Source organism: Pseudomonas sp. SJZ080 (genome assembly GCF_007828295.1).
GTDB classification, from domain to species: Bacteria; Pseudomonadota; Gammaproteobacteria; order Pseudomonadales; family Pseudomonadaceae; genus Aquipseudomonas; species Aquipseudomonas migulae_A.
This window is the reverse complement of the sequence record NZ_VIUK01000005.1, coordinates 115,175-138,810: the sequence shown is the minus strand read 5'-3', so window position 1 is coordinate 138,810 and position 23,636 is coordinate 115,175. Positions and strand designations below refer to the sequence as shown.

The 23,636-nt window shown below is 59.8% G+C and carries 16 protein-coding genes and 1 pseudogene; 9 read left to right on the top strand and 8 right to left on the bottom strand.

All coding sequences use genetic code 11. The features are described 5' to 3' along the window. Window positions 1–87: 87 nt before the first annotated feature. Window positions 88–1,386, top strand: coding sequence for a mechanosensitive ion channel family protein (locus FBY04_RS09555; RefSeq protein ID WP_145315081.1), 1,299 nt, complete (start codon window positions 88–90; stop codon window positions 1,384–1,386). Window positions 1,387–1,504: 118 nt separating this feature from the next. Here FBY04_RS09555 and FBY04_RS09545 read toward each other — a convergent pair whose 3' ends face one another. Beyond that, on the bottom strand, window positions 1,505–2,149 hold the full coding sequence (locus FBY04_RS09545; protein WP_084323609.1) for a hydrolase: 645 nt from the start codon (window positions 2,147–2,149) through the stop codon (window positions 1,505–1,507). Window positions 2,150–2,308: 159 nt separating this feature from the next. Here FBY04_RS09545 and FBY04_RS09540 point away from each other — a divergent pair, with 159 nt between their 5' ends. Then, window positions 2,309–3,196, top strand: a complete 888-nt coding sequence (locus tag FBY04_RS09540; protein WP_145315080.1) for a LysR family transcriptional regulator — start codon at window positions 2,309–2,311, stop codon at window positions 3,194–3,196. Between the two features lie 88 nt (window positions 3,197–3,284). Here FBY04_RS09540 and FBY04_RS09535 read toward each other — a convergent pair whose 3' ends face one another. From FBY04_RS09535 to FBY04_RS09525, 3 genes are all read right to left on the bottom strand, one after another. After that, window positions 3,285–4,151, bottom strand: coding sequence for a carboxylate/amino acid/amine transporter (locus FBY04_RS09535; RefSeq protein ID WP_084323605.1), 867 nt, complete (start codon window positions 4,149–4,151; stop codon window positions 3,285–3,287). A 370-nt stretch (window positions 4,152–4,521) separates the two neighbouring features. Further along, window positions 4,522–5,121, bottom strand: a complete 600-nt coding sequence (locus FBY04_RS09530; protein WP_145315079.1) for an FMN-dependent NADH-azoreductase — start codon at window positions 5,119–5,121, stop codon at window positions 4,522–4,524. Window positions 5,122–5,315: 194 nt separating this feature from the next. Next, complete coding sequence (locus FBY04_RS09525; RefSeq protein ID WP_084323601.1) at window positions 5,316–5,630, bottom strand: 3-phosphoglycerate kinase; 315 nt, start codon at window positions 5,628–5,630, stop codon at window positions 5,316–5,318. A 49-nt stretch (window positions 5,631–5,679) separates the two neighbouring features. Here FBY04_RS09525 and FBY04_RS09520 point away from each other — a divergent pair, with 49 nt between their 5' ends. From FBY04_RS09520 to aqpZ, 5 genes and pseudogenes are all read left to right on the top strand, one after another. Then, window positions 5,680–6,603 carry a LysR family transcriptional regulator gene (locus FBY04_RS09520; protein WP_017337034.1) on the top strand — a complete coding sequence of 308 codons (924 nt, stop codon included), beginning with the start codon at window positions 5,680–5,682 and terminating at the stop codon, window positions 6,601–6,603. Window positions 6,604–6,616: 13 nt separating this feature from the next. Continuing rightward, window positions 6,617–7,422: pseudogene (locus FBY04_RS09515) on the top strand (alpha/beta fold hydrolase). A 3-nt stretch (window positions 7,423–7,425) separates the two neighbouring features. Next, a complete protein-coding gene (locus FBY04_RS09510) occupies window positions 7,426–7,983 on the top strand; it encodes a peptidylprolyl isomerase (protein WP_084323597.1) in 558 nt (185 codons plus the stop codon). A gap of 90 nt (window positions 7,984–8,073) precedes the next feature. Then, the gene (locus FBY04_RS09505) at window positions 8,074–9,906 is read left to right on the top strand and encodes an ABC transporter ATP-binding protein (protein WP_084323595.1); all 1,833 of its coding nucleotides are present in this window, start codon (window positions 8,074–8,076) and stop codon (window positions 9,904–9,906) included. Window positions 9,907–10,721: 815 nt separating this feature from the next. Then, complete coding sequence (gene aqpZ, locus FBY04_RS09500; RefSeq protein WP_084323281.1) at window positions 10,722–11,417, top strand: aquaporin Z; 696 nt, start codon at window positions 10,722–10,724, stop codon at window positions 11,415–11,417. A 19-nt stretch (window positions 11,418–11,436) separates the two neighbouring features. Here the strand turns inward: aqpZ and FBY04_RS09495 are convergent, their stop codons facing one another. Then, window positions 11,437–12,561 (bottom strand): GNAT family N-acetyltransferase, encoded by a 1,125-nt coding sequence (locus tag FBY04_RS09495; protein WP_145315077.1) that lies wholly within the window; start codon window positions 12,559–12,561, stop codon window positions 11,437–11,439. Between the two features lie 285 nt (window positions 12,562–12,846). Between FBY04_RS09495 and FBY04_RS09490 the strand changes: the two genes are divergently transcribed. Next, a complete protein-coding gene (locus FBY04_RS09490; RefSeq protein WP_084323279.1) occupies window positions 12,847–14,163 on the top strand; it encodes a putative porin in 1,317 nt (438 codons plus the stop codon). Between the two features lie 197 nt (window positions 14,164–14,360). Here FBY04_RS09490 and FBY04_RS09485 read toward each other — a convergent pair whose 3' ends face one another. The 3 genes from FBY04_RS09485 to aceK all read right to left on the bottom strand — a co-directional run bounded on the left by FBY04_RS09485 (window position 14,361) and on the right by aceK (window position 21,587). Next, window positions 14,361–15,482 (bottom strand): beta-ketoacyl-ACP synthase III, encoded by a 1,122-nt coding sequence (locus tag FBY04_RS09485; protein WP_145315076.1) that lies wholly within the window; start codon window positions 15,480–15,482, stop codon window positions 14,361–14,363. Between the two features lie 301 nt (window positions 15,483–15,783). Next, window positions 15,784–19,695 (bottom strand): ATP-dependent RNA helicase HrpA, encoded by a 3,912-nt coding sequence (gene hrpA / locus FBY04_RS09480; protein WP_145315075.1) that lies wholly within the window; start codon window positions 19,693–19,695, stop codon window positions 15,784–15,786. A 173-nt stretch (window positions 19,696–19,868) separates the two neighbouring features. After that, window positions 19,869–21,587: a bifunctional isocitrate dehydrogenase kinase/phosphatase gene (gene aceK, locus FBY04_RS09475; protein WP_084323276.1), complete on the bottom strand. Its 1,719-nt coding sequence runs from the start codon at window positions 21,585–21,587 to the stop codon at window positions 19,869–19,871. A gap of 411 nt (window positions 21,588–21,998) precedes the next feature. On the opposite strand from aceK, the gene FBY04_RS09470 reads away from it, so the two are divergent. Next, window positions 21,999–23,624, top strand: a complete 1,626-nt coding sequence (locus tag FBY04_RS09470) for a methyl-accepting chemotaxis protein (RefSeq protein ID WP_145315074.1) — start codon at window positions 21,999–22,001, stop codon at window positions 23,622–23,624. Window positions 23,625–23,636 lie beyond the last annotated feature (12 nt).

The window sequence follows — 23,636 nt, the reverse complement described above, 5'->3', positions numbered from 1 at the left end:
GTTGCCTCTTTTGTCCTCAAACGTCATCCAAAGCGTCTTAAATGCTCTAATCGCCCCTACGCGTCCTATAGAAGAACGGTTTTACCCATGGATATCAAACAGCTCTGGCTCAACGTCCAAGACCTTTGGGGTGCTCTCGACCAGCATCCGCTCCTGCATTCCAGCCTGGCGCTGATCCTGCTGCTGGTGATTGCGCTGGTCCTCGGACGAGTGGCGCGTTACCTCATTCTGCATGCGACCAAAATGCTCGGTCGCCAGCCGGCGTTGCACTGGGTCAACGATTTTCGACACAACAAAGTGTTTCATCGCCTGGCGCAGATGACACCCTCTCTGGTGATCCAGTTCGGCCTGCATCTGGTGCCGGAGTTGAGCAAGACCAGCCTGAATTTCCTCGGCAATGTCGCGCTGGCATTCACCATCCTGTTCCTGCTGCTGGCGGTCAGTGCCCTGCTCAGTGCATTGCTGGACATCTACGCCCGCACCGAACACGCCCGTACCCGCTCGATCAAAGGCTACGTGCAACTGACGAAAATGGTGTTGTACGTGTTTGGCGCGATCATCATCGTCGCCACATTGATCGACCGCTCGCCACTGTTGCTGCTGTCGGGTCTGGGCGCCATGTCGGCGGTGATTCTGTTGGTCTACAAGGACACCCTGTTGTCGTTCGTCGCCAGCGTGCAGCTGACCAGCAACGACATGCTGCGGGTCGGCGACTGGATCGAGATGCCGCAAGTCGGCGCCGATGGCGATGTGGTGGACATCACGCTGCACACGGTCAAGGTGCAGAACTTCGACAAGACCATCGTTTCGATTCCGACCTGGCGCCTGATGTCCGAGTCGTTCAAGAACTGGCGCGGTATGCAGCAGTCTGGCGGGCGACGGATCAAGCGCAGCCTGTTCATCGATGCCAGTGGTGTGCGCTTCATCCGTGATGACGAAGAGCAGAAGCTGTCGCAGGTACATCTGCTGACTGATTACATCAGCCGCAAACAGGCAGAACTCAAGGCGTGGAACGAAGCCCAGGGCAATGTGGCAGCGATGTCGGCCAACCGCCGGCGGATGACCAACATCGGGACCTTCCGCGCCTATGCGCTGGCGTATTTGAAGAGTCATCCGGAGATCCAGCCGAACATGACCTGCATGGTTCGGCAGATGCAGACCACGGCACAGGGGATCCCACTGGAAATCTATTGCTTCACCCGCACCACGGCGTGGGCGGATTACGAGCGGATTCAGGGGGATATTTTCGATTACTTGCTGGCGGTGCTGCCGGAGTTCGGATTGAGTCTGTATCAGCAGCCGAGTGGCGGAGATTTACGGGCCGGGTTGCTCCCGGCCATGCTAGGCGCGAGCCACATCCCCGAACCGGAAAAACACATCATGTAAACCACAAAAAACTGTGGGAGCGGGCTTGCTCGCGAAGCCGTCAGGTCATTCGACATTGATGTCGACTGACATTCCGCTTTCGCGAGCAAGCCCACTCCCACAGTCATTGCGTTTGAGGTTATTTGACCTGCCGCTGCGGTGCCTTGTGCACCATGGTGTAAGCGTAATCCACGCCCATGCCATACGCGCCGCTGTGTTCCAGCACCAATTCCATCACGGCTTCGTAGGTCTCTTTGTGCGCCCAGTCACGCTGGTATTCCAGCAGCACTTGTTGCCAGGTCACCGGCACCGCACCGGCCTGAATCATCCGTTGCACCGACATGTCGTGGGCTTCTTTGGTGGTGCCGCCGGACGCGTCAGTCACGATGTAAACCTCGTAACCTTCAGCCAATGCTTCCAGTGCCGGGAAGGTCAGGCAGACCTCGGTCCACAGCGCAGCGATGATCAGTTTCTTGCGACCGGTAGCTTTCACCGCATCGACCAGCGCCTTGTCTTCCCAGGAGTTCATCGAGGTGCGCTCGATAGGCTTCTGCTCTGGGTGAACAGCCAGCAACTCCGGCCAGATGAAGCCGCTGAAGCTTTCAGTTTCGACCGAGGTGTAGATCGTCGGCACGTTGAAAATCCTGGCGGCCTTGGCCAGGCCCACGGTGTTGTTCTTCAGGGTCTGACGGTCAATCGACTGCACGCCGAACGCCATTTGCGGCTGGTGGTCGATCAGGATCAGGGCGGAGTTGGTTGGGTTGAGCAATTCACGGTTAGACATGGCGCGTTCCTTTTGATGTCGATCATTCAAATCAGTAATGGGTGAGTCGACGCGGCTTCCAGAAGCTTTGTCGTCGGCTTGGATGTCACTTTAGGGGCTAGCGAAGAAAGGGACAATTACCTAAAATCGAGAATCATTGATTCAAAAAAAGGGACAATCATGGATCGCATCGAATGCATGCGCGCTTTCGTCGTCACAGTCGGCGAGAACGGTTTCGCCGCCGCTGCACGGGCAATGGATGTGCCGCGATCAAAAGTCAGCAAACAGATTCAGGCGCTGGAGGAAGCCATCGGCGTGCAATTGCTGCAGCGCACCACGCGCAGCTTGCACCTGACCGAGGCTGGCGCGGAGTACTTCGACGCGGCGCGGGAAGTACTGGCCTCGCTGGACGAGGCGGAGCAGCGCGCACGTAACGGCATTGGCGAGTTACGCGGGGTGCTGCGGGTCAATGCACCGATGTCCTTCGGATTGCGCCGATTGGGGCCGCTGATTCCGCTGTTTCATGAACAACACCCGAACATAGAGCTGCAACTGGTCCTCAGCGACCAGCAGGTTGACCCGGTGCGTGGTGGTTTCGACGTGACCATCCGCATCGCCAGCATGCCGGACTCGACGATGATTGCCCGGCAACTGGCGCCGGCCCCGCGAATCATCGTCGCCTCGCCGGCGTATCTCGAACGCGCCGGCACGCCGCAGACACCACAGGATCTGCGCAACCATCAGTGCTTGAACTACGGCTATTTGCAAAGCGGCGTGAGCTTGCAGTTGTGTAATGGCAAGGAAACCCAACGGGTCAACGTCACGGGCCCGTTGCATGCCAACAATGGAGACCTGCTCGCTCAGGCGGCCGAGGCCGGCATGGGCATCGCGCTATTGCCCAACTTCATCGTCGAGGATGGGTTGGCGGCTGGCCGGCTGGTGCCGGTCATGTGTGAATGGCAGGCGCCCGCGATCACGATCAACGCGGTGTACCCATCGGCACGCCGGGTGCCGCAAAAGACCCGGACGTTCATCGAGTTTCTGGTGGTGCAGTTGGCAGAGAAATAACGCGCCCCTTTGCAGGAGCCGGCTTGCTGGCGATCGCCTCGACGCGGTGTGTCGGAGAGAATCGCCAGCAAGCCGGCTCCTACAGGAGTCAGGTGATAGCCAGCGACTTTCGCACACCCAGCCGGCTGATCCACACCGCCATCAGAATCACCGATCCGCCAAGGAACAACCGCCCCAGCTCTTCATGCTGATTCCAGATCAGCAAATTGATCAGCAGCCCCACCGGCACATGCAGGTTGTTCATCACCGCCAGCGTCCCGCCATTCACCAGGCACGCACCCTTGTTCCACCAGTACAACCCCAGCGCAGTCGAGACCAGGCCGAGGAACACCAGCACGCCCCATTGCAGCGGTGCTTCGGGCAGGAAATTCTGTTTGCCGAACAGCAGAAAGGCCGGCAACGCCACTGCCAATGCGCCCAGGTAGAAGTAACCGAAGCGCCGGTAATGCGGCAGATCGCTCGGATGACGCGCCACCAGATGCTTATAAAGCACCTGCCCGGCGGCGTAGGTGAAGTTGGCCAGTTGCAGCAGCAGGAACCCCATGAAGAAATCCGGGTTGATCCGGTCAAATCGAATCACCGCCGCGCCGAGCACCGCCACCAACGCGGCGACCAGCGCCCATGGATTGAAGCGCCGGTTCAGCGCATCTTCAATCAGCGTCACATGCAACGGCGTAAGGATGGTGAACAGCAACACTTCCGGCACCGTCAGCACCCGGAAGCTCAGGTACAGGCAGACGTAGGTCACGCCAAACTGCAATGCGCCGATCAGCAGCATGCCGCGCATGAACGCCGGTTCCACCGAGCGCCAGCGCGTCAGCGGAATAAACACCAACCCCGCCAGCAACACCCGCACCAGCACGGCGAAGTAACTGTCGACATGACCGGCCAGGTATTCGCCGATCAGACTGAAGGAAAACGCCTGGATCAGCGTGACAAAAAGTAGATAGCCCATGCTCGCCTCGTTTTGAATGGCGGCGACGATAGCGGGTTTTGTCTGATACCGCGAGACAAGCAGATCCCTGTAGGAGCCGGCTTGCTGGCGATGGCGGTGTATCAGCAAACATCAATGTTGAATGTGACATCGCCATCGCTAGCAAGCCGGCTCCTACAAAGGTATGCGTGCCCCCCAAATCGCAGGCAAAAAAAGGGATGCGTGCCCCCCCAAAAAATCGCAGGCAAAAAAAAGCCCGATCTCGCTAAAGCGTTCAATCGGGCTACAGCACTCAGGAGCAACAAGTGCAAAGGGAGGTCGATGCGCGTACAGGCTTGAAGGGTTGCGCCAGGTCACTAGACCATCCAGCGATTATCTGGCGATTAAAGCCTCAAGCCACTTGGGCGAGCCTGGCGTTGGCCTGGTTCAGGCCCTTCTCCTGGAAGTCGCCGCCCAGGTTCATGCCTTCGGCATGGATGAAGGTCACGTCGTGGATGCCGATGAAGCCCATGACCTGACGCAGGTAAGGTTCCTGATGATCCGCGGTGCTACCGGCATAGATCCCGCCGCGAGCGGTCAGCACGTAAGCACGCTTGCCGCTGAGCAGGCCTTGCGGGCCGGTGTCGGTGTACTTGAAGGTCACGCCGGCACGCAGCACGTGATCGAGCCAGGCTTTCAGCGTGCTGGGGATCGCGAAGTTGTACATCGGCGCAGCCATGACCAGCACGTCGGCGGCCAGCAATTCATCGGTCAACTGGTTGGAGCGCTCCAGGGAAACCTGTTCGATTTCGCTGCGCTGCTCGGCAGGTTTCATCCAGCCGCCCAACAGGTTGATGTCCAGGTGCGGCACCGGGTTGACGGCCAGGTCACGCACGGTGATCTGATCGTTGGGGTGGGCGGCTTTCCACTGGCTGATGAAGGTCTGGGTCAGTTGACGGGAAACCGAGTCTTGCTGACGGGCGCTGCTTTCGATGATCAGAACGCGGGACATGGGATGTAGGCTCCATCTGAGAATGTTGTAAGTCGATGGAGTGAAGGTTAAACAGAGTCATATCGATGAAAAAGCGCAAATAACTGCTATAACCCATCAATAAATTCGTTTATAAGCTGAGCATACTTCCTGTGGGAGCGGGCTTTCACGAGCAAGTCGAATCGTCGCGCCGCCGCTCCCACAGGGTCGCGATGCTATTTGGGGGTGCAGGTCAGGTTGATGCGCATCTTGATGATGGTCCGGTTGAACTTGGCGGTAGCACTTTTGTGCTTGCCGGCAGCCACTTCGATATTGCGGGTGCGCGGTGCTTCCGGACCGTTATTGAAAACCACCTTACAGACGGCATCGGTGCTGCCGTAGTTGTTGACCTGAATGGAGGCGATGTCGGTATCCGTGTCATACGCGTTGTAGTCGATGCTCAAGCCGTTCAACTGTTTTTGTACGTCGATGGGGTAAGCAAAGGCAGTCAGCGGCAGCATCGCCAACACCAAACAACAGAATTTTTTCATTCGACAGTCTCCAATAAGGACTGCCAGCTTAGGACAAGAGGAGCTCAACATGAAAGCGCCCCGCGTGACCCTTGATCAATGGCGAACGCTGCAGGCCGTGGTCGACCACGGCGGTTTCGCCCAGGCCGCCGAAGCGCTGCACCGCTCGCAATCGTCAGTCAGCTACACCGTGGCACGCATGCAGGACCAGCTCGGCGTGCCCCTGCTGCGCATCGACGGCCGCAAAGCCGTGCTGACCGAAGCCGGCGGCGTGTTGCTGCGCCGCTCGCGGCAACTGGTGAAGCAGGCCAGCCAACTGGAAGATCTGGCGCATCACATGGAGCAAGGCTGGGAAGCGGAAGTGCGGCTGGTGGTCGACGCCGCGTACCCAAGCGCCCGCCTCGTCCGCGCCTTGACCGCGTTCATGCCGCAAAGCCGCGGCTGCCGGGTGCGACTGCGCGAAGAAGTATTGTCGGGGGTCGAAGAAGTCTTGCTCGAAGGCGTGGCTGACCTGGCGATCACCGGCTTCAGTATTCCTGGCTATCTGGGCGCGGAGTTGAGCGACGTCGAATTCGTCGCCGTCGCCCACCCTGAACACGCCCTGCACCGTCTGAACCGCGAACTGAATTTCCAGGACCTGGAAAGCCAGATGCAAGTGGTGATCCGCGACTCCGGCCGCCAGCAGCCACGGGATGTCGGCTGGCTCGGCGCCGAGCAGCGCTGGACCGTCGGCAGCCTCGCCACCGCCGCGACATTTGTCGGCAGCGGGCTGGGTTTTGCGTGGTTGCCCCGGCACATGATCGAACGCGAACTGAAGGAAGGAACCCTTAAGCTGCTACCGTTGGACCAGGGCGGCAGCCGTAACCCGAGCTTTTACCTGTATTCGAACAAGGACAAACCGCTGGGCCCGGCGACGCAAATCCTCATTGAACTGCTGCGCACTTTCGATACCGCGCCGCTGGATGCGCCCTTCGCCGCCCCTGAACAAGCCTGACACGGAGTAACCCATGGCCTATTTCGAACACGAAGGTTGCAACCTGCACTACGAGGAATATGGCCACGGCACGCCGTTGCTGCTGGTCCACGGGCTGGGTTCCAGCACGCTGGACTGGGAAAAGCAGATCCCGGCGCTGTCCGCACGCTACCGGGTAATCGTGCCGGATGTGCGCGGCCACGGTCGCTCGGACAAGCCTCGCGAGCGCTACAGCATCGCCGGGTTCAGCGCCGACCTGGTCGCCCTGATCGAGCATTTGAACCTCGGCCCGACACATTATGTGGGACTTTCGATGGGCGGCATGATCGGCTTTCAACTGGCGGTGGATCAGCCGCAACTGCTCAAAAGCCTGTGCATCGTCAACAGCGCGCCCGAGGTCAAACTGCGCAGCCGCGACGACTATTGGCAGTGGTTCAAGCGCTGGAGCCTGATGCGCGCGCTCAGTCTGGGCACCATCGGCAAAGCATTGGGCGCCAAACTGTTCCCGAAACCGGAACAGGCCGAATTGCGTCAAAAAATGGCCGAGCGCTGGGCAAAAAACGACAAACATGCTTATCTCGCCAGCTTCGACGCGATCGTTGGCTGGGGTGTTCAGGAACGACTTTCCAGAGTGTCCTGTCCAACCCTCATCGTCAGCGCCGACCGTGACTACACACCGGTGGCGCTGAAGGAGACTTACGTAAAACTGCTGCCCGATGCGCGGCTGGTGGTGATCGCCGATTCACGCCACGCCACCCCGCTGGATCAACCCGAACGCTTCAACCAAACCCTGCTCGAGTTTCTCACCGCAGTCGACACCACTACACTCAGGATCACTGACCCATGCTGAAAAAAATCGCCCTCGTCGCTGGCTCCGTTCTGTTTGCCGCCAACCTGATGGCCGCCACGCCCGCCAAGGCGCCGCACGTGCTGCTGGAAACCACCAACGGTCAGATCGAAATCGAACTGGACCCGGTCAAGGCGCCGATCAGTACCAAGAACTTCCTTGAGTACGTCGACAGCGGCTTCTACAACAACACGATTTTTCACCGCGTGATTCCTGGATTCATGGTCCAGGGCGGTGGTTTCACCCAACAAATGCAGCAGAAAGATACCAAGGCACCGATCAAGAACGAGTCCAAAAACGGCCTGCATAACGTCCGTGGCACGCTCTCCATGGCCCGCACTTCCGTGCCGGATTCGGCCACCAGCCAGTTCTTTATCAACGTCAAGGACAACGACTTCCTGGACCAGGGCGATGGCTATGCGGTCTTCGGTAAAGTCGTGAAAGGCATGGATGTCGTGGACGTCATCGTCAACTCGCAAACGACTACCCGCGGCGGCATGAAAGATGTGCCTGCCGATCCTGTGTTCATCAAGTCGGCCAAGCGCATCGACTGAAACAAAATGCACAGGGAGTGTTGAGCGGCCGCCGGTCTCCGGCGCCGCTCATATCGTTTAAAGGAGAGCCCGTACGCGGGCGGAGAACAAATGCTTTATCGCCGTTTTGAAAAACTGATCGACATCTTCCGTGACGCTCCGACGGCGGCTCCGCCCGATCGTGTTTTCCCCTTCTATACCTATTACCTGAAGCAAGTCTGGCCGATGTTTGCGGTGTTGCTGATCGTCGGCCTGTTCGGTGCTCTGATCGAAGTGGCGCTGTTCAGCTACCTGAGTCGCATCATCGATTTGACTCAAGGCACACCCAACGTCGACTTCTTCAAGATCCACGGCGTGGAACTGGCCTGGATGGCCGTGGTTGCGCTGATCCTGCGACCGCTGTTTCTCGCCTTGCATGACATCCTGGTGCACCAGACACTCAGCCCCAGCATGACCAGCATGATCCGCTGGCAGAACCACAGCTACGTGCTCAAGCAGAGCCTGAATTTCTTCCAGAACGACTTCGCCGGGCGCATCGCCCAACGCATCATGCAGACCGGCAACTCACTGCGCGATTCCGCCGTGCAAGCGGTGGACGCGCTGTGGCATGTGCTGATCTACGCGATCAGTTCACTGGTGCTGTTCGCCGAAGCCGACTGGCGCCTGATGATCCCGTTGCTGACCTGGATCGCCGCCTACATCGGCGCCCTCTGCTACTTCGTGCCACGGGTGAAAGAACGCTCGGTCGTGTCTTCGGATGCGCGTTCCAAACTCATGGGGCGGATCGTTGACGGCTACACCAACATCACCACGCTGAAGCTGTTCGCCCACACCAATTTCGAACAGCAATACGCCAAGGAAGCCATCGAAGAGCAGACCGTAAAAGCCCAACTGGCTGGCCGCGTGGTCACCAGCATGGACGTGGTCATCACCAGCATGAACGGCGTGCTGATCGTCACCACGACGGGTCTGGCGTTGTGGCTGTGGACGCAGTCGCTGATCACCGTCGGTGCCATCGCCCTGGCCACTGGCCTGGTGATCCGGATCGTCAACATGTCCGGCTGGATCATGTGGGTAGTCACCGGCATTTTCGAAAACATCGGCATGGTTCAGGACGGTTTGCAGACCATCTCGCAACCAGTCAGCGTCACCGACCGTGAAGCAGCGAAACCGCTGGCCGTTGCCCGTGGTGAAGTACGCTTCGAGCACGTGGATTTTCACTACGGCAAGAAGAGCGGGATCATCGGCGACCTCAACCTGACGATCAAACCCGGTGAGAAAATCGGCTTGATCGGCCCGTCCGGCGCCGGCAAATCGACCCTGGTCAACCTGCTGTTGCGCCTCTATGACGTGCAGGGCGGGAAAATCCTGATCGACGGCCAGAACATCGCTGACGTCGGTCAGGAAAGCCTGCGCGAGTGCATCGGCATGATCACCCAGGACACGTCGCTGCTGCATCGCTCGATCCGCGACAACCTGCTTTACGGCAAACCCGATGCCACCGACGCCGAACTCTGGGAAGCGGTGCACAAGGCCCGTGCCGATGAGTTCATTCCGTTGCTGTCGGACGCCGAAGGGCGCACCGGGTTTGATGCGCATGTGGGTGAACGCGGGGTGAAACTCTCCGGCGGCCAGCGTCAGCGGATCGCCATTGCACGGGTGCTGCTCAAGGACGCGCCGATCCTGATCATGGACGAAGCGACTTCGGCGCTGGATTCGGAAGTCGAAGCGGCGATTCAGGAAAGCCTGGAAACCCTGATGCAGGGTAAAACCGTGATTGCCATTGCTCACCGGCTCTCCACCATCGCCCGGATGGACCGGCTTGTGGTGCTTGAGAAAGGCAAGATTGCCGAGACGGGGACCCATGCTGAGCTGCTGGCACATGGCGGGTTGTATGCGCGGTTGTGGCAGCATCAGACTGGAGGGTTTGTCGGGATCGATTGATTGGGGATTGGGGGCGTATCCATTGCTGCGGTCACGGCTGCCAATGGTTTCGCCCTTACGCGAGTCACTTGGAAGAGCCCCAAACAACCAAAGGCTCTTGCCCCTTTCATTCGGTGCCTCGCCCAGGCTCGGCGCCCGCAAGCTGGCTCCTACGGGTAATACGTATGTGTTCGGAATGTACACGATCAACTGTAGGAGCCGGCTTGCTGGCGATAGCGGTGGGTCAGTCACCTGTTTATTAACTGAACGGACGCTATCGCCAGCAAGCCGGCTCCTACAAGAGAACGGTGTACATCTCCCGAATGAGTGTTCGCAGCAGTGAAGGAGAACGCGGACAGCTGAAGAGCCAGGTCGGCTTTCAGGCCGCCTCGGCGGCTGTGGCGGTAGTCGCACCCTCGAGAGGCTGAGCGCAGGTTCTGCGCAGTGGGCAACCCGGCATGGATGCCGGGTTAGCCGCCCCCGGCCATGGATGGCCGATGGCGGCGGGCCCACGGAGCAGGACCGGAGCGAGGGCATGCCGAGCATTAGCGAGGCACCGAACGAAAGGGGCAAGAGCGCTTGGTTACTTGGCGCTCTTCCAAGTGACTCGCCGTAAGGGCGAAACCATTGGCAGCCGTGACCGCAGCAACGGATATGCCCCCCCCCAAAAAACCCACCAAACCCCATCCCCCAAAGGCTCTGGCAGTTTCAAACCCACTGGAATTCCAGAAAAACCCTGCTGTACTCACCCAAGGTCCTGAAGATGAACCTGTCGTAAACCCGCAGGATGCAAAACTTGATTCAGTCCCGATAGCTCGCCTATCAAGGAAGATCTCATGTCTTTGTTCAAACGTTCAATCACTGAGTTGCTAGGTACATTCTGGCTGGTGTTGGGAGGTTGCGGCAGTGCGGTGCTGGCCGCGTCGTCTCCGCTTGGGATCGGAGTGCTCGGTGTGGCCATCGCGTTTGGTCTCACGGTACTGACCATGGCCTTCGCCATCGGCCACATCTCCGGTTGCCATCTCAACCCCGCCGTCTCGGTCGGTTTGTCAGTCGGTGGCCGATTCCCCGCCAAAGAACTGCCCGCCTACATCATTGCCCAGGTCATCGGCGCAATCATCGCCGCCGGCTTGATCTACTACATCGCCAGTGGCAAGGAAGGTTTCGACCTCTCCGCCGGCCTCGCTTCCAACGGCTACGGCGAACACTCCCCCGGTAAATACTCGATGGCCGCAGGCTTCGTCTGTGAGCTGGTGATGACAGCGATGTTCGTACTGATCATCCTCGGCGCCACCGATAAACGTGCGCCCGCCGGGCTGGCACCGATCGCCATCGGCCTGGCCCTGACGCTGATCCACCTGATCTCGATTCCCGTCACCAACACCTCCGTCAACCCGGCCCGCAGCACCGGTCCGGCATTGATGGTCGGCGGCTGGGCCATCGCGCAATTGTGGATGTTCTGGGTCGCACCGCTGCTCGGCGCGGTGATCGGTGGCGTGACCTATCGATGGCTGGGCAAAGAAGGCACTTGAACCTGCTGCGGGCGAGGGATCAGTCTTGCCGATACGGCAAGGCTGTCCTCGCTTCCTCGGCATACGCCAACACGCCGAGACGTTCCTGCTGAAGGAAATCTTTTACCGCCGCTTTCAGCCCGGGATGACGCAAGTAGTGCCAGGAATGGGTGATCACCGGTTCAAACCCGCGAATCAGCTTGTGCTCACCCTGGGCACCGGCGTCAAAACGCTGAAAGCCGTTGGCAATCGCGTAGTCCATGCCTTGATAGAAACACGTCTCGAAGTGCAGCCGATCGAACTCCGCCAGACAGCCCCAGTAACGGCCATAAAAACTGTCGCCACCGACGAGGCTGAAGGCCATGGCCACCGGCCGTGAGCCTTGTTTGGCCAGCACCACGCGAATCGATTCCGGCATGCGTTCGGCCAACAGGCAGAAAAACTCCCGCGTCAGATAAGGCCGTTGCCGACGCACGGCATAGGTGTTGGCGTAACAGGCGTAAACGAAATCCCACTGCGCCTGATCCAGCTGCCGGCCTTCCAGCCATTCGAATTCGAAGCCCTGCCCCGCCACCTGCTCGCGCTCTTTGCGCATCTGCTTGCGTTTGCGTGAACTGAGGGCGTCGAGGAAGTCCTGGAAATCCCGATACTCGCGATTTTGCCAGTGGTACTGACAACCGATGCGCTGCAGCCAGCCGGGGTGTTCGGCCAATGCCGCGTCGGTGAACGGGTCCGTAAAGTTGATGTGAGCGCTGGAGAGTGCTTCGATCTCGAGGTAGCCAGGCAGACTCTTCAGCAGTTCGAAACCGTCCTCAACCGTGGCCGCCAGCAAACGCGGTCCGCTGACCGGGCTGAAGGGCACGGCAGTCAGCAATTTGGGGTAATAGTCGATGCCGGCACGCTCGCACGCATCTGCCCAGGCGTGATCGAACACGTACTCGCCGTAGGAGTGCCATTTGCGGTAACTGGGCAGCGCGGCGATCAACCGATCACCTTCCCTATGCAGTAAATGCTCGGGCTGCCACCCGGAATGCGGGCCGACGCTGCCACTGTCTTCCAGTGCGCTGAGAAAAGCATGGCGCAGAAACGGCTGGGTTTCCGGCACCAGGGCATCCCAGGTGTGCGGCGCGATTTCGGACAGACTTTCCAGACGTTGCAACGGCATCACTTCCCTCTCCACTTCTTGGCGTAAAGCCTCGCGAGTATCGCCTATAGAGGCGCAATCCACACCCGCGATCCGCTGACAGGGCCCGGAATAGAAAGTTCACTCAAGTTTTGTATCGTCATCGAGACGCCATCACATTGCCACTGCATTGTCATAAACCATCGCGATACTGGCGCCTGTTTTTAGAGCGCCGGGTTATAGCACTCGGCCACTGTTTTCCGTCCCTTTGCGGCCGGTTGTGCCCCCGGATGGCTCAGTCATCCCCTCTCATCTTCGGAGATTGATATGCGTCTTGCTTCCACGAAAACTGCGGCGGCCCTGTGTGGTGGCCTGCTGCTGGCCATGAGTGTTCCAGCCAGCGCCGCAGTCGACGCCAAACTGCTCGACATGCTGAAGGCTAACGGTTCCATTACCAACGCGCAGTACAGCGAACTGCAAGCCGAACTGGCCCGGGATCAGAAAGAACAGCAAATCGCCCGTCAGGCTCAACAAGAGACCAACGAGCAGATCGCGGCTACCGCAAAGAAAACCGAAGCACTGAGCACCTTCGACCAGAAGCTGGCGTGGGCCGCCAAGACCCAGTTCAAGGGTGACGTGCGTTTCCGTCAGGAAACGGTCAAGAACGATGGCGTATCGAACACCGGTGACCAGGATCGTCAACGTATTCGTGTCCGCCTGGGTGCCTACACCGCAATCAACCCGCAAGTGGACACCGGCATCCGTATTGCCACCGGCAGCGACAACGACTCTCGTTCCACCAACCAGAGCCTGGATGGCAACTTCACCAAGAAGGATATCTGGCTGGACCAGGGTTACGTCGACTACCACCCTGATGCCATCAAGAACCTGCACCTCGTTGGCGGCAAGATGCCACAGCAATGGGTGAGCATGGGCGACATCATCTGGGATAGCGACATCAGCCCGGAAGGTCTGGCACTGACTTACAAATACCCGCTGGGCGGCAGCACCGAGCTGTTCGGTAGCGCCGGCCACTACACCCTCAAGGACAACGTCGACGGCGAAGGCAAGCAGTTCCGTCACGACCTGCGTCTGTACGCAGGCCAGTTGGGCGCGCGCTTCGCAATCACCGACAACCTGAAAATGACCCTGGGCGGCAGTCTCTACGCTTACGACAACGACAACGACATCAACAATACGTGTGCCGCGAACACCTGCCGACTGGCCATTAACGGCAACACGGCGAACGAACAATTCAAACTGTACGAAGGCTTTGGTCAGCTCGACATCGGCGGCCTGCCAATGCCGTTGTCGATCTACGGTCAAGTCGTCAACAACGACGATGCCAGCAACGATCAGGACATGGGCTGGCTGGCCGGTGTCAAGACCAACGTCTTCGGCTTCGGCGTGGACTACAACTATCGCGACGTACAGCGTAACGCAGTGGTCGGCGCCTTCACCGACTCCGACTTCGCCAACGGTTTCACCGGTTCGCGCGGCAGCAAGTTGAAAGTGAGCTACGAGATCGACAAGAACTTCGCCCTCGGCGCGACCTACTTCATGGCTGATTCCGACTACACCAACGCCACCCTGCGGGACTCGAAAATCAACACCCTGCAACTGGATGCCGAAGCCAAGTTCTAATCCCTGCGACACGGCCCGGGCAAGGAAGCCCGGACTGCTTTTACAAACTCGCGTGGCTGTATCGGTCCCCATCATCCGTCCGATATCGCCACGCGAGTTTTTTTGTGCAAAAAAAAGATCGCAGCCTGCGGCAGCGCCTACCTGGGATTACGTAACCCTGTAGGAGCTGCCGCAGGCTGCGATCTTTTACATCGAACTCAGCGCTTGCGCAGAATCACGCTACCAATCGAGTAACCGGCGCCGAACGAGCTGAGCACCGCCAGCGAACCGGCAGCCAGATCATCCTGATTCTTATGGAACGCAATCACCGAACCTGCAGAGCTGGTATTGGCGTACGTATCGAGAATCACCGGCGCTTCTTCTTCGGTGGCTTCGCGGCCCAGCAGTTTCTTCACGATCAAGTGGTTCATGCTGAGGTTGGCCTGGTGCAGCCAGAAGCGCTTCACGTCGCCGACATTGAGCTGGTTCTCTTCCAGGTGCACACCGATCAGCTCGGCAACCATCGGGCAGACTTCCTTGAACACCTTGCGGCCTTCCTGCACGAACAGTTTGTCCTTGGTGCCGATGCCCTCTTCCGCCGCGCGGTTGAGGAAGCCGAAGTTGTTGCGGATGTTGTTGGAGAACTTGGTCAACAGCTTGGTGCTGACCACGTCGAATTGATACTTGGACGTCGCCAGGTCGGCGCGTTCGATGATCACCGCGGTGGCCGCGTCGCCGAAGATGAAGTGGCTGTCGCGGTCACGAAAGTTCAGGTGACCGGTGCAGACTTCCGGGTTGACCATCAGCACTGCCCGGGCCTGGCCCAGTTGCACGCTGTTGGCGGCCGCCTGGATACCGAAAGTCGCCGAGGAGCAGGCGACGTTCATGTCGAAACCGAAACCCTGGATGCCCAGCGCTTCCTGGACTTCGATGGCGATGGCCGGGTAGGCACGTTGCAGGTTGGAGCAGGCAACGATCACGCCGTCGATGTCGGCGGCGGTTTTGCCGGCGCGCTGCAAGGCTTGTTCGGCCGCGCCGATGGCCATCTGGCACAGGACCGACCATTCGTCGTTCGAGCGCTCCGGCAGGCGTGGCGCCATGCGTTGCGGGTCGAGAATGCCGTCCTTGTCCATGACAAAACGGCTTTTGATGCCGGAGGCTTTTTCGATAAACGCGGCGCTGGATTCGGTCAATGCCTCGACTTCGCCACGGGCGATGGCGTCGGCGTTGTCGGCGTTGAACTGCGCGACGTAAGCGTTGAAAGACTGCACCAGCTCTTCATTGGAAATGCTGTTGGCCGGGGTGTACAGGCCGGTGCCGCTGATGACGACGTTATGCATGGTCGTTTCTCTAATCTGTTCAGGCAGAAAGCGTTGGCACCGACGTACCAACACATAAAGGGTCTGCTCCCGTCATGGGACGCATACCTGACATCGCTTTATTCCGAACCGCTTGTGCCAGTGAAGGCTCAAAACCGCGGGACCGGCGTTTATAGGCGCGAAGTTTGCCATAAACGTTGGGTTTTGGCCCTACTTGCGAGATGACAAACCTGTAGGAGCCGGCTTGCTGGCGATGAACGATAACGCGGTCAATCTGAGACACCGCGTCGATCCCATCGCCAGCAAGCCGGCTCCTACAGGCCTATGGTTCGACCTGGGTCCATTGTTTGTTCAGGCGCTTGTCGGAAATCGGCACTTTGGTCCCCAGTTGCTGGGCGAACAGCGAAACCCGGTATTCCTCCAGCCACCAGCGATACAACTCAAGCTGCGGATCACGCTTGCCTTCCTGGGCGTGCTTGCCAGCGCGGGTCTGGTATTGGGTCCAGAGACCGGACAACTCACCGCTCCAGACCCGATCCTTCTGCACCTGCGCCCCGAGTTTCTCGAAGCGCTGTTCGATGGCTTTGAGGTATCGCGGCAGCTCCTTGAGCCACTGCATCGGCGTTTCGCGGACAAACCCCGGATACACCAGATGACTGAGCTGCTGCTTGATGTCATTCAACGCCACGGCCTGCGCCAGATCGATCTTGCCCTTGAAGCGTTTTTGCAGGCCGTGCCAGAGCTTGAGAATTTCCAGGGTCAGCTTCGCCAGCCGCTCGGAATGCTCGGTCCAGCTGCCGCGCTTGCGTTCGGCCAGCGCCGCCAATCCAGCGCCATCACGCGGCAACGGGTCTTCGCCGTCGAGGATGCAGCTGTCGAGACTGGCCAGCAGAATGTCTTCCACCAGACTGTCGACACGGCCCATGTCGCGGTACATCAGGCCCAGTTCGGTCAGCCCCGGCAACTTGCCGCGCAGGAACTTCGCCGGTTCCGCCAGTTGTTGCATCAGCAAGCGCTGCAACGCGCGGCGATGCTGGAACTCGGCTTCAGCCGGCGTCGAGAACCGCCCTTCCTTGACCGTGCCGGCCTCTTCCACCAGCGCCGGATAGACCGTCATCGACAGCCCGGCAATCTTCTGTTGAGTCTTTTCCGCCACGGCGGCGAAGACTTTCGCCTCGACCGGCTGCTGACTTTTCGCGGTCTGCGGCACCGCCAAAGCAGCCTGGCTCGCTTCAGCAAATCGAGCGGTCAGTTCCGCCAGATCACGTCCTTCGCCCAGGAACTTGCCCTGGCCGTCGACGATTTCCAGGTTCATCCGCAAATGGCTTTCAACCTGCTGCGCCGCTTCAGCCCAGGCTTCGTCGCTGACGCGGGCGCCGGTCATGCGCAGCAGTTCACGGCCCAGCGCCTGAGGCAAAGAGCCCTCGGCAAAAGTCATGCGCTGCAACGCCGCTTTGACGAAGTCCGGCACCGGCACGAAATTCTTGCGCAACGCCTTGGGCAGGTTGCGCACCAGCGCGATGCACTTGGCCTCGATGAGGCCCGGCACCAGCCATTCCAGTCGCTCCGGTGGCAGCATCGGCAGCAACGGCGCCGGCACGCGCAGGGTCACGCCGTCGCGCGGATGATTCGGTTCGAAGTGGTAACTGAGCGCCAGTTCCAGATCACCGATGTGCAAGGTGTCCGGGTAATGTGCGGCGGTGACTTCACTGGCCTCACGGGCCAATACGTCTTCTTCGCGCATGATCAGCAACTGCGGATCTTTCTGGCTGTTGACCCGGTACCAGCTGTCGAAGGTCGCGGTCTGGTGAATCTCCGCCGGCAGTCGCGCATCGTAGAAGGCGAACAGCGTTTCTTCATCGGCCAGAATGTCGCGGCGACGGGCCTTGGCTTCCAGTTCGTCGAGTTGCTCCAGCAGTTGCTTGTTGGCTGTCAGGCATTTGGCCTTTGACTGAATCTCGCCACGCACCAGCGCTTCACGAATGAACAGCTCGCGGGAGACCACCGGATCGACCGGCCCGTAATGTACCGGCCGGCGGCCGACCACGATCAGCCCGAACAAGGTGATCTGCTCGAACGCCACGACCTGTCCGCGCTTCTTCTCCCAATGGGGTTCGAAGTGGTTTTTCTTGATCAGGTGCCCGGCGAGCGGCTCGATCCAGTCGGCATCTATCTTGGCGACCATGCGCGCGTAGAGCTTGGTGGTTTCCACCAGTTCGGCGGTCATCAACCATTGCGGACGCTTCTTGCCGAGGCCCGATGAAGGATGAATCCAGAACCGCCGCTGACGGGCGCCGAGGTAATCGCCGTCTTCGGTTTTCTGGCCGATCTGGCTCAATAATCCGGACAACACGGCTTTGTGCAGTTTCGGGTAGTCCGCCGGATCTTTGTTGAGGCTCAACTGCATGTCGCGGCAGATCAGGCTCAACTGGCGATGAGAGTCGCGCCACTCGCGCAGACGCAGGTAATTCAGGAAATTCTTGCGGCACCAGTTACGCAGCGGGCTCGCTGTCAGCGCCTGGCGCTGTTCTTCAAAACCACGCCACAGATTGACCAGCCCGGCGAAGTCCGAGTCCACGTCCTTCCATTGGGCGTGGGCCTGATCCGCCGCTTGTTGGCGCTCCGGCGGCCGTTCACGCGGGTCTTGAATCGACATGGCGCTGGCGACGATCAGCACTTCCTGCAAGCTGCCCAGTTTCGCCGCCTCCAGCAGCATGCGGCCCATGCGCGGATCCACCGGCAGGCGCGCCAATTGGCGACCGAGCGGGGTCAGCTGGCTGTTGCGGTCCACCGCGGAGAGTTCTTGCAGCAGGTTGAAACCGTCGCTGATGGCCTTGCCATCCGGCGGCTCGATAAACGGGAAATCGGTGATCTCGCCAAGGCGCAGATGCAGCATCTGCAAAATTACCGCCGCGAGGTTGGTCCGCAGGATCTCCGGATCGGTAAATTCCGGGCGACCGAGGAAATCCTCTTCGCTGAACAGCCGCACGCAGATGCCCGGTTCGACCCGTCCGCAACGACCTTTACGCTGGTTGGCGCTGGCCTGGGAAATGGCCTCGATGGGCAAGCGTTGGACCTTGGCCCGATAGCTGTAGCGGCTGATGCGCGCGGTACCGCTGTCGATCACGTAACGAATGCCTGGCACGGTCAACGAGGTTTCCGCGACGTTGGTCGCCAGCACCACGCGACGCCCCGGGTGCGACTGGAAAATCCGCTGCTGTTCGGCTGGCGATAGTCGCGCATACAGCGGCAGGATTTCGGTGTGTTTGAGCTGGGCCTTGCGCAACATGTCGGCAGCGTCGCGAATCTCGCGCTCGCCGGGCAGGAACACCAGCACATCGCCGGGGCTCTTGCGTTCGCTGCGTTCGAACGCAGCGATTTCGTCGAGCGTGGCCAGGATCGCCTGGTCTACGGTCAGGTCATCCTCGACACGGTTGCCCTCTTCGTCCTGCTCCAGGGTCAACGGGCGATACCAGGTTTCCACCGGGAAGGTGCGGCCGGAGACCTCAACGATCGGCGCATCGTCGAAGTGCTTGGAAAAGCGCTCCAGGTCGATGGTCGCCGAGGTGATGATGACTTTCAGGTCCGGGCGACGTGGCAGCAGGGTTTTCAGGTAGCCGAGCAGGAAGTCGATGTTCAGGCTGCGTTCGTGGGCTTCGTCGACGATGATCGTGTCGTAGCGTTCGAGGTAGCGGTCGTTCTGGGTTTCCGCCAGCAGGATGCCGTCGGTCATCAGTTTGATCAGGGTATTGGAATCGCTCTGATCCTCGAACCGCACCTGATAGCCGACCAGCGCGCCCAGCGGCGTCGCCAGTTCTTCGGCAACCCGGCTCGCGACGCTGCGCGCCGCGATTCGACGCGGTTGGGTGTGGCCGATCAGGCCATGCTGGCCGCGACCGATTTCCAGGCAGATTTTCGGCAACTGGGTGGTTTTACCCGAGCCGGTTTCGCCAGCGATGATCAGCACCTGATGCTTGAGCAGCGCTTCCTTGATTTCGTCGCGCTTGGCGGCGATCGGCAGGCTGTCGTCGTAACGAATCACCGGCAGGCTGGCACGCCGCGCCAGCACCTGATCACAGGACGCCTGCATGCGCGTCACCCACTGGGCGAGCTTGGCCTCGTCGGGTTTCTTGCGCAGCTCAAGCAACTGCCGCCGCAGCCGGTGGCGGTCGGCGAGCATGGCGTGATCGAGGTTTTTCAGCAGTTTGTCGATGGAAGGCGATTCGTCAGTCATCAGGTACGCAATAAGTCGTCTAGTGGCGCAGGGGGCGGATTGTCGCAGATTTAAGGGACGAACGAGATCCCTTGTAGGAGCCGGCTTGCTGGCGATGGCAGTGTGACAGCCACATCGTGAGCGCCTGTCAGGACGCCATCGCCAGCAAGCCGGCTCCTACAAGGGGTGTGGGGTTATTCGTTATCAAGGCCCTTGCGTCGATAAGGGAACACATCGATCACCTTGCCGCCGCGAATGGCTTCCTGAAGGCTTTTCCAGTAATCGGCGTTGTACAACTCGCCATGCAGCTGATCGAACAAGCGTCGCTGACCGGCATCGGCGAACAGGAACGGCGGAAACTCCTCGGGGAACACATCCAGCGGCCCGATCGAATACCACGGTTCGGACGCCATCTCGTCTTCCGGCGTGCGCGGTTGCGGGATGTGGCGGAAGTTGGCTTCGGTCAGGAAGCAGATCTCGTCGTAGTCATAAAACACCACACGACCGTGACGGGTGACGCCGAAGTTTTTCAGCAGCATGTCGCCCGGAAAGATGTTCGCCGCCGCCAGTTGCTTGATCGCCAGGCCGTAATCTTCCAGCGCCTCGCGCACCTGCGCCTCGTTGGCGTTTTCCAGGTACAGGTTCAACGGCGTCATCCGCCGCTCGGTCCAGCAGTGTCGGATCAACACGGTGTCGCCCTCCACCGAAACCGTGGACGCGGCCACCTCCAGCAATTCTTCCAGGCACGCCGGGTCGAACTTGCTCAGCGGGAAACGGAAGTCGGCGAACTCCTGGGTATCGGCCATGCGCCCGACCCGGTCGACACTTTTCACCAGACGGTACTTTTCGATCACCGTCGCGCGGTCGACGTTTTTCGACGGCGAGAAACGGTCCTTGATGATTTTGAATACGGTGTTGAACCCCGGCAGGGTGAACACGCTCATGACCATGCCGCGCACACCGGGGGCCATGATGAACTGGTCGTCGGTGTTGGCCAGGTGGTTGATCAGCGCCCGGTAGAACTCGGATTTACCGTGTTTGTAGAAACCGATCGAGGTGTACAACTCGGCGATGTGCTTGCCCGGCAGAATGCGCCGCAGGAACCCGATGAACTCCGCCGGCACCGGCACGTCGACCATGAAGTACGAACGGGTGAACGAGAAGATGATCGACACATCGGCTTCATCGGTGATCAACGCATCGATCTGAATCCCCCGCCCTTCGCGGTGCAGCAGCGGAATCACCAGCGGCCACTGCTCCTCCCGGGTGAAAATTCGGCCCACCAGGTACGCGCCTTTGTTGCGATAGAGCACCGAGGAAAACAGCTCGACGTTCAGTTCCGGGTCTTTGCAGACCCAATCCGGCAGGTTCTCGCGCAGTTGAGCTTCGAGACGGCGAAGATCGCCCGCCAGGTCGGCGTAATCCTCGCTGAAACGGTAGTCGGCAAAAATGCTTGCCAGCATGTCGGACAGCTTGCCCTGAGGCTTGTACGTACGGGTCTGTGCGGCGCGTGCCCGACGCAGGCTCGGCCGGGTGGTGTGGATGAACATGCAGCCGTCGCTGATCAGGTCATGGCTGAACAGCCCGCAGAAGATCGAGTTGTACCAGGTCTCGGACAGTTCATCGTCGAAGCGCAGGTCGATCAGGCTGATGTAGGCACTTTTGACCAACGGCCAGCAGCTGACATCCAGGGTATCGGCGTCGAACGCGATGCGCAGCCGGTCGACCGTTTCGCTGACCTTTTCTTCGTAGAGGTTGATCCGCGCCGCCGAGGCGACTTGCGCCTCCTGCCACTTGGCCTGCTCGAAGCGCGCCCGGGCGCCGTCGGTGATTTGCCGGAAATGCTCGCGGTAATCGTCAAAGCCATCGAGGATCATTCGGGCGATGTCGGCGGCTGGCCATTGCTGCGGCATGGTGAGACCTCTGCGGGAATTCGGAAGGCCTGAGCTTAGCCAGTGAACCGGGTGCAGGAGAAGTCTAATTTCGGTCCGATAACGAATGAATCGCTCATGGGCGCAGTTTTTTTCAAAGTTTTTTTAATTGACCGTTCGGTCAGCAAGCAATCTCACAAGTCACCCTCCACCACTTAATCGATTCATCTACAGCCCTCTGATTATCAGGCGTACGGATCCAATCCACGGTCAGGCAGATGTCAGTCACCTGGCTTTCTGCTTTTTCCTGAAAACCTGCCCGCCTGAAAAGTGCTCTCGAACTGGTCTTATCAAGGTAATGGCATTTTGATATATAGCCCGCGTTCACCCGCCTAAAAACAAGATCCTCGGTCCACGAGGACTACCTCTAAAAATGCCCAAGGAGCACATAAGATGCCTATAAGGAACATGCGCATAGGTTTGCGCGCGAGCTTGAGTTTTGCTGTGCTTGCCAGCCTGTTGGTGCTAGTCGGGCTGTTCGGCCTGGGTCAGATGGCGACCCTGCGCGAAAGTGCATCGGTCATCGAGGAATCGTGGATGCCGAGCATCGAGAGCATCCATGACAGCGCGTCCAACATCGCCACCATCCGCCTGGAATCGTTGCGGCTGAGGACCAGCAGCCAGAGCGCCGTACAGGAAAAGAGTAGAGGCATCATCAACGCTCAACGCCAGGAGTTGCTCAAGCGTCTCAACGATCACTCTTCCCTGCTGTCAAGCGATCAGGAACGGGTCATGCTGGACAGCCTGAAGGCCGCCGCTGCCAAGTACCTGTCGCTCGTCGACCAGATTTTTGCCCACATCGACGCCGGCCATAGTGGCCAGGCTTACGATCAAATCAACCATGAACTGAGTCTGCAGGGCATCGTGCTGGATAAAGTCCTGGAGTCGATGATCAGTTTCAATCAGCAAGGCGCCGATGCCGCCGCCGACGCGGCTGCATTGATGTATCAGCGTGCGCAATGGATCGTCGGCAGCATCATCGTGACGGCGCTGATCGCTACATTGCTACTGGCCTGGTTGCTGACGCACAGCATCACCGCGCCGATCAATCAAGCGCTGAACGTCGCGCGCCGGATTGCCTCGGGCGACCTCAGCGGGAAGATTGTCAGTGAGGGCAAGGACGAAGCCGCGCAATTACTCGGGGCTCTGGCCGACATGCAGGACAACCTGCGCACCACCATTCGCGGCATCAGCGACTCGGCGCGGCAACTGGCGTCTGCTGCAGAAGAGATGAGTTCGGTGATGGAGGAAAGCACCCGCGGCCTGCAACAGCAGAACGATCAGATCGAGATGGCCGCCACCGCCGTCACCGAAATGAGCACTGCGGTGGACGAAGTCGCCGCGAATGCCGTGTCCAGCGCCGAAGCCTCCCAGGCGTCGAACGAAGACAGCAAGCACGGCCACGTTCAGGTCAGCGAAACCATCACCTCGATCCAGGGCCTGGTCAGCGAAGTGCTTGGCGCGTCGGAACAGGCCAAGGGCCTTGCGGCTCAAGCACAGGACATCAGCAAGGTGCTGGAGGTCATTCGCGGGATCGCCGGGCAAACCAACCTGCTGGCGCTCAACGCCGCCATCGAAGCCGCCCGCGCCGGCGAGGCCGGACGCGGCTTTGCCGTGGTCGCCGATGAAGTGCGCTCGCTGGCGCAACGCACCCAGAACTCCACCGAAGAAATCGAGCTGATGATCAACAACATCCAGCACGGCACCGGGGCCACGGTCAGCGCGTTGCAAAGCAGTGCCGAACACGCCGGCCAGACCTTGCGCCGGGCCAACAGTGCCGGCAGCGCCCTGGAGAAAATCACCGCATCGATCTCGCAGATCAACGAACGCAACCTGGTCATCGCCAGCGCCGCCGAACAGCAAGCGCTGGTGGCACGCGAAGTCGATCAGAACCTGGTCAACATTCGCGATCTCTCGACCCAGACGGCCGCCGGTGCCACTCAGACTTCCGCCGCCAGCCAGGAACTGTCGCGGCTGGCGGTCGACCTCAACGGCCTGGTAACGCGCTTCATAATTTGATGCCGGTTTTTC